The following is a 13,516-nucleotide window of genomic DNA, read 5'->3' on the forward strand; positions in this document are numbered from 1 at the left end:
AGCCCCCACCGGAGAGGACCGTCCACGTGAGCCAGTACCGGTCCCGGCTCGCCGGAACCCTGGCGGTTCCGCCACGGCTGCGGCTTCCCGGCCACCCCCGCAGGCCGCGCCGTATAGCCATGCTCAGCGTGCACACCTCCCCGCTGCACCAGCCGGGCACGGGCGATGCCGGCGGTATGAACGTCTACATCGTGGAACTGGCCAAGCGCCTCGCCGCCATCAACATCGAGGTGGAGATCTTCACCCGGGCGACCACGGGCGGACTGGCCCGGGTCGTCGAACTCGCACCCGGTGTGCTCGTCAGGCATGTGGACGCCGGGCCCTACGAGGGCCTCGCCAAGGAGGAGCTCCCGGCCCAGCTGTGCGCCTTCACCCACGGTGTGATGCAGGCCTGGGCGGGGCACCGGCCCGGCCACTACGACCTGGTCCACTCGCACTACTGGCTGTCCGGCCATGTCGGCTGGCTCGCCGCCGAGCGCTGGGGCGTCCCCCTCGTCCACGCCATGCACACCATGGCCAAGGTCAAGAACGCCGCGCTCGCCGAGGGCGACACCCCCGAGCCCGCGGCCCGTGTCATCGGGGAGACACAGATCGTCGCCGCCGCCGACCGGCTGATCGCCAACACCACGGAGGAGGCCGGCGAGCTGGTGCGCCACTACGACGCCGACCCCGGCAAGGTCGCCGTCGTCCATCCCGGGGTGAACCTGGAGCGCTTCCGGGTCGCCGACGGACGGGCCGCCGCCCGTGCCCGCCTCGGTCTGCCGCAGGACGCCGTGATCCCGCTCTTCGCCGGCCGTATACAACCGCTGAAGGCTCCCGACGTACTGCTGCGCGCGGTCGCGCTGCTGCTGGCGCAGGATCCGTCTCTGCGTCGGCGCATGGTCGTGCCGATCGTCGGTGGCCCCAGCGGCAGCGGCCTCGCCAAGCCGGAGGGCCTGCAGAAACTGGCGGCCCGGCTCGGTATCGCCGATGTCGTGCGGTTCCGGCCGCCGGTCACACAGAACCGCCTCGCGGACTGGTTCCGGGCGGCTTCCGTGCTGGTCATGCCGTCGTACAGTGAGTCCTTCGGGCTGGTCGCCATCGAGGCCCAGGCGGCGGGAACCCCGGTGGTCGCGGCCTCCGTCGGCGGCCTTCCCGTGGCGGTGGAGGACGGGAGGACCGGCTTCCTGGTGGCGGGACACGATCCTGCCGACTACGCCCGGGCCCTGCGCCGCTTCGTCGAGGACCCGGAACTGACGAGCCGTATGGGCGACGCTGCGGCGCTCCACGCCCGTCGCTTCGGCTGGGACACGGCGGCCTCAGCGACGGCGGACGTGTACACCGCGGCCATGCATGAGCACCGCCGTCACGTACGCTCCCACCATGGCTGACGTACCGGAGATCCTCGGGGTCGTCGAGGCGTACCTGAAGGACGCCGAGCTGGAGTGGGAGAGCCCTGCTCCGGGCTCGTACGTCGTCAAACTCCCCGGCACCCGCAAGCTGTCGACGACGTGCTCGCTGCTCGTCGGCAAGCACTCGCTGTCCATCAACGCCTTCGTCATCCGGCATCCGGACGAGAACGAGGCCGGTGTGCACCGCTGGCTGCTGGAGCGCAATCTCCGGTTGTACGGGGTGAGTTACGCCGTCGACCCGCTCGGGGACATCTACCTGGTCGGGCGGCTGCCGCTGGCGGTCGTCACCCCGGAGGAGCTCGACCGGCTGTTGGGGACCGTCCTGGAGGCGGCGGACGGCGGCTTCAACTCCCTTCTGGAGCTTGGCTTCGCAAGCGCGATCCGCAAGGAGTACGCCTGGCGGGTGTCGCGCGGCGAGTCCACACGGAACCTGGACGCGTTCACCCATCTGACCAAGGGCTCCGCGGAGTAGCGCCCGGCGCATCCGGGCTTCGCCGAGGCCGCGGCGGGGGCACCCGGACGACGCGGGCCCACTGGTGACGGAACGGTCGCCACGGCGATGCGGAACACGACGACGGCGGTCCGGCCGGCATCCGTGCCCCACGTCCGGCCGGCGGTCATCCGCGCACGCGCCCCGATCACCCGAGTGGTGACAAGGCGTACTCGTCCCGCTGGAATCGCCGCTGTCTGCGGCATCGCCGGATCAAGCACACGATTCCTGAGCACAAGGATCAGCGGGCCAACCGCCAGCGCCGTGGTAGCGCGGACGGCCGGCCCGTCGGCTTCCACGAGGCGCTCTGCAAGCGCCGCAACGAAGTCGAGCGAACGCTCAACGCACTCAAGGGCTTCCGCGCTGTAGCCACCCGATTCGACAAGCGGGCGTACATCTTCCACGGCACTGTTACCGGTGCTGCCATCCGCCTCTGGCTCCGCTCATGACCTGTCGGACGGTGCCAGCCGAGCGGTTCCGGGATGTGCGGGCGCGGGGTTTGGCCATGAGTCAGCGAGTACGTGCCGGGGCGAACGGGATTCCCGAAGCCATGCCGCGGCGACCGACCATGAGGGACTCGCCGAGGAAGCTCACGCCGATGGAGAGCTGGAGGGGGCGTGCATTCTGATGCATGCCCATCTTCACCGCCAGGACACTGAAGCCGGCTGTGACCGCCAGGGTGCCGATCACGGCGAGGAAGGTGCGGCCCGTGTACCGCTGCCACAGGACGCCTCCCTTGTCGACGAGTTGAACGGTGGCGCCGCGGAGTGCGCCGAGTGCCGCGCCGAGGGCTGCGCCCGTGATGGCCCAGGTGAGGTCGGTGCCGGTCAGATCCGTCATCTTGACGAGGGACAGGATGCCAATCCCGGTCAGGATCGCCGGGGCCGCGAAGAGTTCCCTTGCATTGACCGGTTCACCGATCATCCGTTTGATCACGACCGCGATCACGACCACCGCGATGATCGCGGCAAGTACCAAGGGGTTCACGCAGATACCACCCATCTTTATGGCATGACTGAGCTAAAAAGATGTTAGCTCAGGCGTGCTATAATGGCAATGTGCCGAAGATCGTCGATCCCGTGGCCCGCCGCAGGGCGGTGGCGCAGGCCGTCCTGTCCGTCGCCGCCCGTCGTGGGCTGGAGCATGCGTCGCTGCGCAACGTCGCCGATGAAGCCGGACTCGCCATCGGCTCGGTCCGCCACTACTTCGCCGACCACGACGAGTTGATGACCTTCACGATGAGGGAGCTGAGCCAGCGCATCAGCGACCGCATCCGCACCCACGCCGAGCGGCTCCTGGATCCCGACAGCCGCACCGACCGCCGGGCCGCAACAGAAGAGCTCCTGGCTGAGTTCCTCCCGCTGGACGAGGCCCGCCGCCAGGAGTCCGCACTCTGGTTCTCCTTCACCGCCGCAGCACACACCCGCCCGGAACTGCGGCCCTGCGCAGCCGAGATGCACGCCGACCTGCACACTCTGATGTCGCGCGTGCTGCACGAGGCGCGGTGCGCCGGCGGGCTGCCGGCCGGCATGGACGTCGAACTGGAAAGCACGCGACTGGCCGCCCTCCTCGACGGACTCAATCTGCAGGCGACGCTGCTGCCGGACCGCTATCCGCCGAAGCTGCTCCGGCAGGTACTGCGACGGCACCTGGACACCCTCAAAGCCCACAGCTGACGTCCTGGCCAGCGCGTTCAGCGCGCAGACCTCGGAGATATCAAACTCACCGATCACCCCGCCGGCACTTCCTCGCGGTGCGCCACCCTGCCGGTTGTGCAGGTGGAAGTCCGCAGTCTCCACATCGACCCGGCCGGCGCAGCGCAGCGCAGGATCGCGGTGCGATGCCGCCGGCCCGCCGGCCGGTCACTCTCCTCGCTGAGGACGGGCAGCGCGGCCTCGGCGCGCTCGGCCTCGACCGTATGGGTCCGAGCCGCCCGGCATGAGGACGCCCCGGTCGGCCGGTCGCCACTCGCGCGACCGTCTGACCCACCTGACAAAGCCCTACGGGGCGCCGGCCCTCTCGGGGGACTCGGCCGTGGAGGGGACGCCCGGATCCAGGGGGGAACCGGTCTCGCGATCCTGCGCGGTCCGCCGCTCCTGCGGTGCCTCGGGCAGCCCCCGCATCAGCAGCCAGTAGCCCAGCGCCGCCACCGTGCCGATGGCGGCGCACGAGCCCCACAGCCAGCCGGCGCCGAAGTGCTCGATGACATGACCGGCCATCAGCGGGGCGAGCAACGCGGCGACCGACCACGACATCGTGTAGACGCCCTGGTACCGGCCTCGCCCATGGACCGGGGAGAGCCGCACCACCAGGCCCATCTGGGTGGGGGAGTTGACGATCTCGGCCAGCGTCCAGACGCACACCGTCAGCGCGTAGACGCCGATCGAGCCGGCGAAGGCGGTCAGCCCGAAGCCGTATCCCGCCAGCAGTGCGGAGATCAACAGCAGCCGCTGCGGATCCCGGTGCTCGATGAAGCGGGTGACCGGGATCTGCAGACCGACGATCAGCACGCCGTTGACCATGACGACGAGTCCGTAGTCGGACGTAGAGAAGCCGCTCAGCCCCATCGCCACCGGCAGGCCCCACGATCCCTGCATGAAGATCAGTGAGATCAGGAACGAGAGTCCGACGACGCCCATGTACCGCCCGTCGCGCAGGACGGTCCCGAGACGGGTCTCCGGCTCGCTCCGGCGGGCGGAGGCGCTCCGCTCCGGGCGGGACTCCGGCAGCTTGACGAAGACGAGCACCGCACACAGGAGGGTCAGCGCGGCCTCGCCGAGGAAACCGGCGAGATAGCTGTGCTCGGCGATGAATCCGGCTGCCGCCGCGGAGATCGCGAAGCCGAGGTTGATCGCCCAGTAGTTGAGCGAGAACGCCCGTACCCGGTCCTCGGGCCGGACGATGTCCGCCATCATCGCCTGCACCGCGGGCCGGGAGGCGTCGCCCGCCATGCCGACGACGAAAGCGACGGCCGCGATCGCCGCCGGGTGCTCCATGAAGCCCAGCAGTGCCACGGACAGGCCGGTCGCGGTCTGCGCGATCAGCAGAGTGGGCCGCCGCCCCAGCCGGTCGGCCATCACCCCGGCGCCGAGCGACGAGATGACGCCGCCGAAACCGTACAGAGCGGCCACGAGTCCGGCGTACGAGGCCGGATAGCCCCGCTCCAGGGTCAGGTAGAAGCCCATGAAGGTCGCGACGAAACCGCCGAGACGGTTGACCAGGGTGCTGGCCCACAGCCACCAGAACTCCCGGGGCAGCCCCGAGACGCTCTCTTTCGCGGCTCGTCTGAGAGCGGCTACGGACATACGTGCATCCCCCCGGGGCGACGACCCGCGATCGCCGCATCTGTAAGTGGTGCAAAGCTGATCGGCAACTTACAAGGAGGTGTTCCGGGGCGCCAGCGGATTGACGATGGACGTCAATCGTCGGCCGTGTCGGGCGTCTATTAGGCTCGGCTCCATGGCCGACGCGACATACAAGCTGATCCTCCTCCGCCACGGCGAGAGCGAATGGAACGCGAAGAACCTGTTCACCGGCTGGGTGGACGTCAACCTCACCGAGAAGGGCGAGAAGGAGGCAGTCCGCGGCGGTGAGCTGCTGAAGGACGCCGGCCTGCTGCCCGACGTGCTGCACACCTCGCTCCAGAAGCGCGCCATCCGCACCGCCCAGCTCGCGCTGGAGTCGGCGGACCGCCACTGGATCCCGGTGCACCGCTCGTGGCGCCTGAACGAGCGCCACTACGGGGCGCTGCAGGGCAAGGACAAGGCGCAGACCCTCGCCGAGTTCGGCGAGGAGCAGTTCATGCTGTGGCGCCGCTCCTACGACACCCCGCCGCCGGCCCTCGCCGACGACAACGAGTACTCGCAGGCCCACGACGCCCGCTACGCGACGATCCCGCCGGAGCTGCGCCCGCGCACCGAGTGCCTCAAGGACGTCGTGGTCCGCATGCTGCCGTACTGGTACGACGGCATCGTCCCGGACCTGCTGGCCGGCCGCACGGTCCTGGTCGCCGCCCACGGCAACAGCCTGCGCGCGCTGGTCAAGCACCTCGACGGCATCTCCGACGCCGACATCGCGGGCCTCAACATCCCGACCGGCATTCCGCTCGTCTATGAGCTCGACGCCGACTTCAAGCCGGTCAAGCCGGGTGGCACCTACCTCGACCCGGAGGCCGCGGCGGCGGCCATCGAGGCGGTCAAGAACCAGGGCAAGAAGAAGTAGGTTTGGTGATCATGCCCCTGAGCTGCGCTTCCGGCGCGACTCAGGGGCATTTTCACGCCGTGGAGCCTCTCCGGAACCTCAGCCCGTGTGACCTTGCGGCCGGAGAGCCTTCCGGCCCGGACCCGGCTGTTGGCGGGCGGGGCATGCGGCATCGTCGGACAGCCGGAAGGGAACGCCGGTGAGTTTCTCGGACAGCTCCCACAGCCGGCGTGCGGTGGTGGTGTCACGGATGGCGCGCTCCTCGGTGCGCAGGACGGGCTCGCCGCGTAGCTGCAGCGGTCCGTCGGGCACGACATACGCTCCGCCCGGCAGGTCCGGGACGGTCGCGGCGTACAGGGATGTCCTGGCGCCTTCGGGGGTGGGGCGGAAGGCGGCGCGGACCAGCAGCCGGGTCAACGTTGCATGGAGGCGGCCGCGGTTGGCGTTGGCGCCGCCGGTCAGAACGTTGGTGCGGGTGAGTCCGGGGGCGACGGTCATGCTGCGCAGCCTCAGACCGGCGGCATCGGCGCGGCGCTGCAGTTCGGTGGCGAAGTAGAGGTTGGCGCGCTTGGACTGCAGGTAGGCGAACACGGTGCTGTAGCGGCGTTCGGCGTTGAGGTTGTCCGGGTCGAAGCGGGCGAACCGCTGTCCTTCGCTGCTGACGGTGACCACCCGCGGATCGGGCGAGGCGAGCAGCTGGGGCAGCATCAGCCCGGTCAGGGCGAAGGTGCCCAGGTGGTTGATCCCGAACTGCGACTCGAAGCCATCGGCGGTCCGGGCGAACGGCACCATCGCCACGCCGGCGTTGTTGACCAGCAGATCGAGCCGGTCATGGTCCCAGCCGTCGGCGAAGGCGCGTATGGAGGCAAGATCGGCGAGGTCGAGGAGGCGCACCTCGGCACGGGCGCCGGGTGCCCGGGCGAGCAGCCGGTCCAGGGCGGCCTGCCCCCGTCGGGGACTGCGGCAGGCCAGCACGACGTGTGCGCCCCGGCGAGCGAGCACCTCCGCTGTGACCTGGCCGATGCCGCTGTTGGCGCCGGTCACCACTACGAGGCGGCCGGATTGGTCGGGGATGGAGTCGAGGGTCCAGGTGGGGGAAGCGCTGGGCATGGCTTTCCTTCTCAGCTCATCGGTTGAGGCTTCCGGTACGCAGTGGGACAGGACTCGCCTCAATGCAACTTCTAGTTGCGATAGTCTGGAGCCTGACATGCGATCGACCGCTAGCGCAACTAGGAGTTGCAATGGAGTTGGGGTCCTCCGGTCCTGCCCGCCCGGTCGGGCGCGGACGCAAGGCGCAGGCGGCGGTGCGCGCGGCTACCCTCGCCGAGTTGCTGGACCGGGGATATGCCGAGCTGACCGTCGAGGGCGTGGCTCAGCGGGCCGGGGTGCACAAGACGACCGTCTACCGGCGCTGGAAGGATCGCGCGAGCCTGGTTGTTGACGCGCTTTCCGAGCACTTCGCCACCGACATCCCCACCCCGGACACCGGAGCCATCGAGACCGACCTGCGCGCGCTCGCGCGGGCGCTCGTGCAGAGCATGACGGGCCCGGTCGGCAGGGCGGTGCAGACCGCGATGCACTCCGACGCGGGTCGGCTGCCGGAGATCGCCGAGGCGCGGCGGCGGGTCTTCGCCGACCGGTTCCGGCGTGCCGAGCCCGTGATCACCCGTGCCATCGAGCGAGGCGAACTCCCGGCGGAGACCGATCCGGTCGAGCTGCTCAAAACGCTGGCCGCACCGATCTACTTCCGGTTGCTGGTCAGCGCTGATCCGATCGAGGAGGGCGCCGCCGACCAGGCCGTGCGGATCACGCTCGCCGCCGCCCGCGCCGGTGCCCTGACACGGGACTCCGCCGTAGCCGTCAAGACGACCGAGGCGGACGCCGGTCAGGCGTGAAGGGCAGCGCGACGGCCACCGCCCCCTGCCTGCGATTTCTCCACGGGCAGGGGGCTCTTCGCGTCCGGGGCGGTTCGGGCGCGCCCCGGGAGGTCAGACCCCGGTGCCCGGGTCGCGTCGACGCCGGGACAGGGTGACTCCGAGCACCACGGCGAACAGGGCCACCAGCGCGGCCGAGACGGCGAGGAAGGTCGGGTCCAGGGAGCCGATGGCGCCGGACGCGGTGGGGACCGCTCCGGCAACCCCGGGACCGTGCGGGAAGGTGATCCGCGCCTTGTACGACTCTTCGAGAAGACCGCTCTTCAGCTTGAGCGAGACCTCCCAGGGGCCGTCGTCCACCTGATCGGTCACCAGGACCTTCACCGGCCCCGACTGGCCGGGTGCCAGGCTCGTCCCGAGCTGGACCGGGTAGGGGCCCGCGCTGAGACTTCCGGACACCTGCTTCATCCTCATGGAGCCGATGAGGTCCAGGGCGCGGCCACCGGTGTTGTGCACCTGCGCCCGCACGACGGCGCGCCCCTTCCTGTCGCGCGCGGCCGTCATCGTGTCCACCGTGAATTTCGCCTGCGGGGGATTGTTGCCGCCGACCGAGAGGTAGATGCGGATACCGGTGCGGTTGACCAGGGCGATACCGGAGCCCGTGTCGCGACCGCTGACCTGTGCCCACACCACGCCGTAGCGCTCGCCGGGAGCCGCGTCCTTGGGCACGGCGATCGTCACCGTGTCGCGGGCCACGGAGCGGGCGGGCACGGTCAGCTGGTTGTCCCGGAGCCTGGTCCAGGACGTCAGCTCGTTCCCTGTGCTCCCGGCCGCAGGGATGAAGGCGCCGCGGACGATCTTCGCCGCGCCGGCATAGACGGCGACCCGCATCGGCGAGTCGGAGGTGTTCGACACCTCGATACGCCGGCTCACGGTGATGCCCGGACGGAGATTGTCGATGATGTACTGCCGCGCCCGCGGGTCGTCGACCAGGTCTACCGGAACGTCGACGAGTCGCACACCGACGCTGCCTGCATCCGGGGGCGCCGGCCGACGGGCCGGGTCCGATCGATGGGACGCGGACGAGACAGTGCTGATGGCCAGGGTCAATGCCACGGCCATCAGCACTGTGAGAGAAACGAACCTGCGCATGCGCCTCTATTGATTTTCTGTTGATTCCCCGACGAGTTCCTCTGTCGGTCAGGCGACCGAGTGGGTGATCGTCGAGTTGTACGTACCTGCGAGCGCGTTCGCCGGAATGGTGATGGCGATCGTGGGGTTCCAGGTGGCCGAGTTGATTCCTGAGACGTTGGCGGCCGTCTGGACGGGCCCCGGGGGGTAGAGCGGGTCCAGGTTGCTCGGAGTGACGGTGGCGGTGCCGCTGACCGAGGCCTGAGGGGTGGTGTAACTGCTGTTGCCGGCTTGGGATACGGAGATGTTCTGGGGGCCGGTGAAGTCCACGGCGTTCGCCGTGACCGTCCAGCCGGTGGTACCGCCCCGTCCGTCCGTCACCGTCACATTGCCGAGTTGGCTGTCGACGGTCTGCGGACTGCTGCTGACGGCAACGGTTCCGAGGTTCACCGGCCCTGTGGGCACGGCGATGTTGAGCGTGCCGGAGGAGACCTGGACCGTCACCGGTGTGTCCGCAGCGGAAGCCGGTACCGGAAATGCCAGCACGGTAACGGCCGCACCGGCAATCAGGGGGCTGATGACAATACGTCTTCTCATCGTCACAACCTTGCGTGAAGGTGAGCGGGGAATTCGGACAGCGCAGTAGCGCCACCTGTTTTTCAAATTACTCACAGCAAGGTCGAAAGGTATTCCGGACGAATCGAATGAACCCCCGGATTCACTCGGTTCGGCGAACCTGCAGATGCCCGGCGCGGCGAAGGGCCCCGCCCGTCCCCGGGCGGGGCCCTTCGCGTGTGCGCTGTCACCGGATCACCGGCGGCGGTACCTGTCGCGTGTCAGCCGCCGCACTGGCACGGCCCGCCCGACTGGCAGCCGCAGCCGCAGCCCGAGCCGCAGCCGCAGGCGCCGAGGAGCGGCAGCCGACGGGGCGGGGTCACTGCTTCGACCGGTGTGTCCTGCTGGGCGGGTGTGGGGGAATCGGCCATGGGTCCTCCTCGAAGGCGTGCGTGTGTCGCCTTTCCCCATTGCATGCCCACTCGGCCCGGCGCATCAACGGCGCACAGTTGTGCCCGGGTCGTCGGCGCGCGGGAAACCGGGGGGAGCTACGCGCCCTCGACCGTCGTCTCCGACTGCAGCTCGTCCGCGTGCTCGCCGGTGACCAGGTACACGACCCGCTTGGCCACGGAGACCGCGTGGTCGGCGAAGCGCTCGTAGTAGCGGCCGAGCAGGGTGACGTCGACGGCCGTCTCGATGCTGTGCTGCCAGCGCTCGTCGATCAGGTGCGTGAACAGCGTGCGGTGCAGCAGGTCCATCTCGTCGTCGTCGGTCTCCAGCTGGAGCGCCAGGTCGACGTCCTTGGTGATGATGACCTCCGCCGCCTTCGCCATCAGCCGCTGCGCGAGCTGACCCATTTCGAGCATGGTGGCGTGCAGATCCCGCGGAACCGCGGAGTTCGGGAAGCGGAGGCGGGCCAGCTTGGCCACGTGCTGCGCCAGGTCGCCGGAGCGCTCCAGGTCCGCGCTCATCCGCAGGGAGGTCACCACTATGCGCAGATCCGTGGCCACTGGCTGTTGGCGGGCGAGCAGGGCTATCGCCCGGGCCTCCAGGTCGTGCTGGAGGTCGTCCACCTTCTGGTCTGCGGCGATCACGCTCTCGGCGAGCTTCAGATCCGCGTCGAGCATGGCCGTCGTGGCGCGCCCGATCGCCGACCCGACCAGCCGGGCCATCTCGACGAGGCCTTCACCGATGGAGTCCAGTTCCTCGTGGTACGCGTCCCGCATGGGAAGTCCCTCTCTTGGATGTGAACGGGGGTCCGGGTGGGGCTGAGACCCCCACGCTCCCACGTTCGGCGCCGCACGCGTCCGGATCCTCCCCCTCAAGTGAACCGCCACTTTCCCCTCGGTGAACTCTGAGCGACGACTGTTCGAGGTGCCACTCGGATGGCTGGGAGACAGGTCGACGGCCCGCATAACCTGGATGCATGGACGTGAACGCGGCAGTCGCCGCATTGGCTGCGATCGCCGGGGTGTGCACCGGCGTGATCGCCATGCTGGCGTTCCGCTGGAGCGAGCGCGACCTGGCAAGGCCCACCCGCACATCCCTGCACACGGACCCCGTGCTTCCGCCCGGAGTCGACACCGTGCTCTCCGTACTCCGCTCCTCGGCGGTCGTCCTCGACGAGAGCGACTCCGTGGTCAAGGCCAGCTCCGCCGCGTATGCGCTGGGTCTGGTCAGGGGCGGGAAGCTGGCGGTGGAGCCGATGCTGCACATGGCCCGGGACACTCGACGCGACGGCGAGATACGCCAGGTCGAGCTCGACCTGGACCGGCGCGGCACCGGCCGCGGCGAGGCCCTCGCCGTCTCCGCCCGGGTCGCACCGCTCGGCTCACGCCTTGTGCTGCTCCTCGTCGACGACCTCACCGAGGCCCGACGGATAGAAGCGGTGCGACGGGACTTCGTCGCCAATGTCAGCCATGAGCTCAAAACCCCCGTAGGTGCGCTCTCGCTGCTTTCCGAAGCGGTCATGGACGCATCGGACGACCCGGAGGCGGTCACCCGCTTCGCGGGCCGCATGCAGATCGAGGCGACCCGGCTCACCAACCTCGTACAGGAGCTCATCGACCTCTCACGGGTGCAGAACGACGACCCGCTGGAGTACGCCGAACCCGTACGGGTGGACGAACTGGTCGCCGAGGCGATCGACCGCTCCCGGCACACCGCGTCCACCAAGCAGATCACCATGGCCGCCGGCGGCACGGCCGACCTGCACGTCTGGGGCAACCGCGGCCAGCTGGCCGCCGCCCTCGGCAATCTCGTCGAGAACGCCGTCAACTACTCGCCCGCCCGTACCCGTGTGGGTATTGCCGCTCGCCGTGTTCCCGCGCCCGGCGGGGACGCGATCGAGATCGCCGTCACCGACCAGGGCATCGGAATCTCCGAGAAGGACCGCGAGCGCGTCTTCGAGCGCTTCTACCGTGTGGACCCCGCCCGCTCCCGGGCGACGGGCGGTACGGGCCTGGGCCTGGCCATCGTCAAACACGTGGCCGCCTCCCACGGCGGTGAGGTCACGGTCTGGAGCACCGAGGGCCAGGGCTCCACTTTCACCCTGCGGTTGCCGGAGGCCGGCTCCGTCCGGGACCGTACGCACATCCGGGCGGCCGTCGGCCCCGACGACCCGGTCGACCCCTACGATCCCGACGACCCCGCACCGTACGACCCCGATCCCGCTCACGATCCCCCTCCCGCTCCGGGCCAGGATTCCGCTCCCGCTCACGATCCCCGTCGTGCTCATGAGTCCGAGTCCGGTCCCGCCTCACGTCCCGGTCCAGATCCCCGGACCATCACACGCGAACCACTGCCTGCCCCGGAGGTCCTTCCGTGACCCGAGTGCTTGTCGTCGAGGACGAGGAATCCTTCAGCGACGCTCTTTCCTACATGCTCCGCAAGGAGGGCTTCGAGGTCGCGGTCGCGACCACGGGGCCCGAGGGGCTCGACGAGTTCGAGCGCAACGGCGCCGACCTCGTCCTCCTCGACCTGATGCTGCCGGGCCTGCCCGGTACCGAGGTCTGCCGCCAGCTGCGCGGCCGGTCCAACGTCCCCGTCATCATGGTGACCGCCAAGGACAGCGAGATCGACAAGGTCGTCGGCCTGGAGATAGGAGCCGACGACTACGTGACCAAGCCGTTCTCCTCGCGGGAGCTGGTCGCCCGTATCCGCGCGGTGCTGCGGCGCCGTGGCGAGCCGGAGGAGGTCACGCCGGCCGCCCTGGAGGCCGGTCCCGTCCGGATGGATGTCGACCGCCATGTGGTCACCGTCTCCGGCGGCAAGGTCGACCTGCCGCTGAAGGAGTTCGACCTGCTGGAGATGCTCCTGCGCAACGCGGGGCGCGTGCTGACCCGTATGCAGCTGATCGACCGCGTCTGGGGCGCCGACTACGTGGGTGACACCAAGACCCTCGACGTCCATGTGAAGCGTCTCCGCGCCAAGATCGAGCCGGATCCGGGTGCGCCGCGCTATCTGGTCACGGTCCGAGGTCTGGGCTACAAGTTCGAGCCGTAGGCCGGCCCCGGCCCGGGCACCTGGTGCTGTGACCGGATGGGTTCACCGGCTCGCGACGCCCTGCACGGCGCTCACCGGCTTGCGATGCGTCCCCTCGGCCCCAAGGGGCCGGGGGAGACCCCATGCCCTCGGCCCCAAGGGGCCGGGGAGAGCCCATGCCCTCGGCCCCAAGGGGCCGGGGAGAGCCCATGCCCTCGGCCCCAAGGGGCCGGGGAGACCCCATGCCCTCGGCCCCAAGGGGCCGGGGAGAGCCCATGCACCGGACGCCGCGAGCTTCCCGGCAAACCTGTCCGGTCACAGCACTGGCAGGTACGGCGGAGCCCCACCGGATCCTTCCGGTGGGGCTCCGCCGTACTCACGCCTGGAAGGGG

Annotated in this window: 14 protein-coding genes and 1 pseudogene; 8 read left to right on the forward strand and 7 right to left on the reverse strand. The window is 69.8% G+C overall.

What is annotated here, in order from left to right:
- Nucleotides 1-26: 26 nt before the first annotated feature.
- From mshA to AC068D_RS11145, 3 genes and pseudogenes are all read left to right on the forward strand, one after another.
- Nucleotides 27-1,370: a D-inositol-3-phosphate glycosyltransferase gene (mshA, locus tag AC068D_RS11135; protein WP_478822699.1), complete on the forward strand. Its 1,344-nt coding sequence runs from the start codon at nt 27-29 to the stop codon at nt 1,368-1,370.
- Nucleotides 1,363-1,863: a type III secretion system chaperone family protein gene (locus tag AC068D_RS11140; RefSeq protein WP_478822700.1), complete on the forward strand. Its 501-nt coding sequence runs from the start codon at nt 1,363-1,365 to the stop codon at nt 1,861-1,863. The genes mshA and AC068D_RS11140 overlap by 8 nt, the downstream gene beginning before the upstream one ends.
- 74 nt (nt 1,864-1,937) lie before the next feature.
- Nucleotides 1,938-2,330 (forward strand): annotated as a pseudogene (locus AC068D_RS11145) (transposase family protein); the annotation flags it as partial.
- 61 nt (nt 2,331-2,391) lie between these two features.
- On the opposite strand, the gene AC068D_RS11150 reads toward AC068D_RS11145, so the two are convergent.
- Complete coding sequence (locus tag AC068D_RS11150; RefSeq protein ID WP_478822701.1) at nt 2,392-2,868, reverse strand: DUF1453 domain-containing protein; 477 nt, start codon at nt 2,866-2,868, stop codon at nt 2,392-2,394.
- Nucleotides 2,869-2,939: 71 nt separating this feature from the next.
- Here AC068D_RS11150 and AC068D_RS11155 point away from each other — a divergent pair, with 71 nt between their 5' ends.
- Nucleotides 2,940-3,557 carry a TetR/AcrR family transcriptional regulator gene (locus tag AC068D_RS11155; protein WP_478822702.1) on the forward strand — a complete coding sequence of 206 codons (618 nt, stop codon included), beginning with the start codon at nt 2,940-2,942 and terminating at the stop codon, nt 3,555-3,557.
- Nucleotides 3,558-3,881: 324 nt separating this feature from the next.
- Here AC068D_RS11155 and AC068D_RS11160 read toward each other — a convergent pair whose 3' ends face one another.
- On the reverse strand, nt 3,882-5,186 hold the full coding sequence (locus AC068D_RS11160) for an MDR family MFS transporter (protein ID WP_478822703.1): 1,305 nt from the start codon (nt 5,184-5,186) through the stop codon (nt 3,882-3,884).
- A gap of 154 nt (nt 5,187-5,340) precedes the next feature.
- On the opposite strand from AC068D_RS11160, the gene AC068D_RS11165 reads away from it, so the two are divergent.
- Nucleotides 5,341-6,102, forward strand: coding sequence for a phosphoglyceromutase (locus tag AC068D_RS11165; protein WP_478822704.1), 762 nt, complete (start codon nt 5,341-5,343; stop codon nt 6,100-6,102).
- Nucleotides 6,103-6,180: 78 nt separating this feature from the next.
- Here AC068D_RS11165 and AC068D_RS11170 read toward each other — a convergent pair whose 3' ends face one another.
- Entirely contained in the window at nt 6,181-7,191 is a 1,011-nt protein-coding gene (locus tag AC068D_RS11170; protein WP_478822705.1) for an oxidoreductase, read from the reverse strand.
- Between the two features lie 131 nt (nt 7,192-7,322).
- Here AC068D_RS11170 and AC068D_RS11175 point away from each other — a divergent pair, with 131 nt between their 5' ends.
- Entirely contained in the window at nt 7,323-7,976 is a 654-nt protein-coding gene (locus AC068D_RS11175) for a TetR/AcrR family transcriptional regulator (RefSeq protein ID WP_478822706.1), read from the forward strand.
- Nucleotides 7,977-8,069: 93 nt separating this feature from the next.
- Here the strand turns inward: AC068D_RS11175 and AC068D_RS11180 are convergent, their stop codons facing one another.
- From AC068D_RS11180 to phoU, 4 genes are all read right to left on the reverse strand, one after another.
- Nucleotides 8,070-8,975 carry a hypothetical protein gene (locus AC068D_RS11180; protein ID WP_478822707.1) on the reverse strand — a complete coding sequence of 302 codons (906 nt, stop codon included), beginning with the start codon at nt 8,973-8,975 and terminating at the stop codon, nt 8,070-8,072.
- 180 nt (nt 8,976-9,155) lie between these two features.
- Nucleotides 9,156-9,683 (reverse strand): hypothetical protein, encoded by a 528-nt coding sequence (locus tag AC068D_RS11185; protein WP_478822708.1) that lies wholly within the window; start codon nt 9,681-9,683, stop codon nt 9,156-9,158.
- Between the two features lie 239 nt (nt 9,684-9,922).
- Nucleotides 9,923-10,072: a hypothetical protein gene (locus AC068D_RS11190; RefSeq protein WP_478822709.1), complete on the reverse strand. Its 150-nt coding sequence runs from the start codon at nt 10,070-10,072 to the stop codon at nt 9,923-9,925.
- 117 nt (nt 10,073-10,189) lie between these two features.
- Nucleotides 10,190-10,867, reverse strand: a complete 678-nt coding sequence (gene phoU / locus AC068D_RS11195; RefSeq protein WP_478822710.1) for a phosphate signaling complex protein PhoU — start codon at nt 10,865-10,867, stop codon at nt 10,190-10,192.
- Nucleotides 10,868-11,067: 200 nt separating this feature from the next.
- Between phoU and phoR the strand changes: the two genes are divergently transcribed.
- Nucleotides 11,068-12,468 carry a two-component system sensor histidine kinase PhoR gene (phoR, locus tag AC068D_RS11200; protein ID WP_478822711.1) on the forward strand — a complete coding sequence of 467 codons (1,401 nt, stop codon included), beginning with the start codon at nt 11,068-11,070 and terminating at the stop codon, nt 12,466-12,468.
- A gap of 5 nt (nt 12,469-12,473) precedes the next feature.
- Entirely contained in the window at nt 12,474-13,145 is a 672-nt protein-coding gene (gene phoP, locus AC068D_RS11205) for a two-component system response regulator PhoP (RefSeq protein WP_020610279.1), read from the forward strand.
- The last annotated feature ends 371 nt before the right edge of the window (nt 13,146-13,516 follow it).

This window comes from Streptomyces sp. NPDC043861 (genome assembly GCF_056435905.1).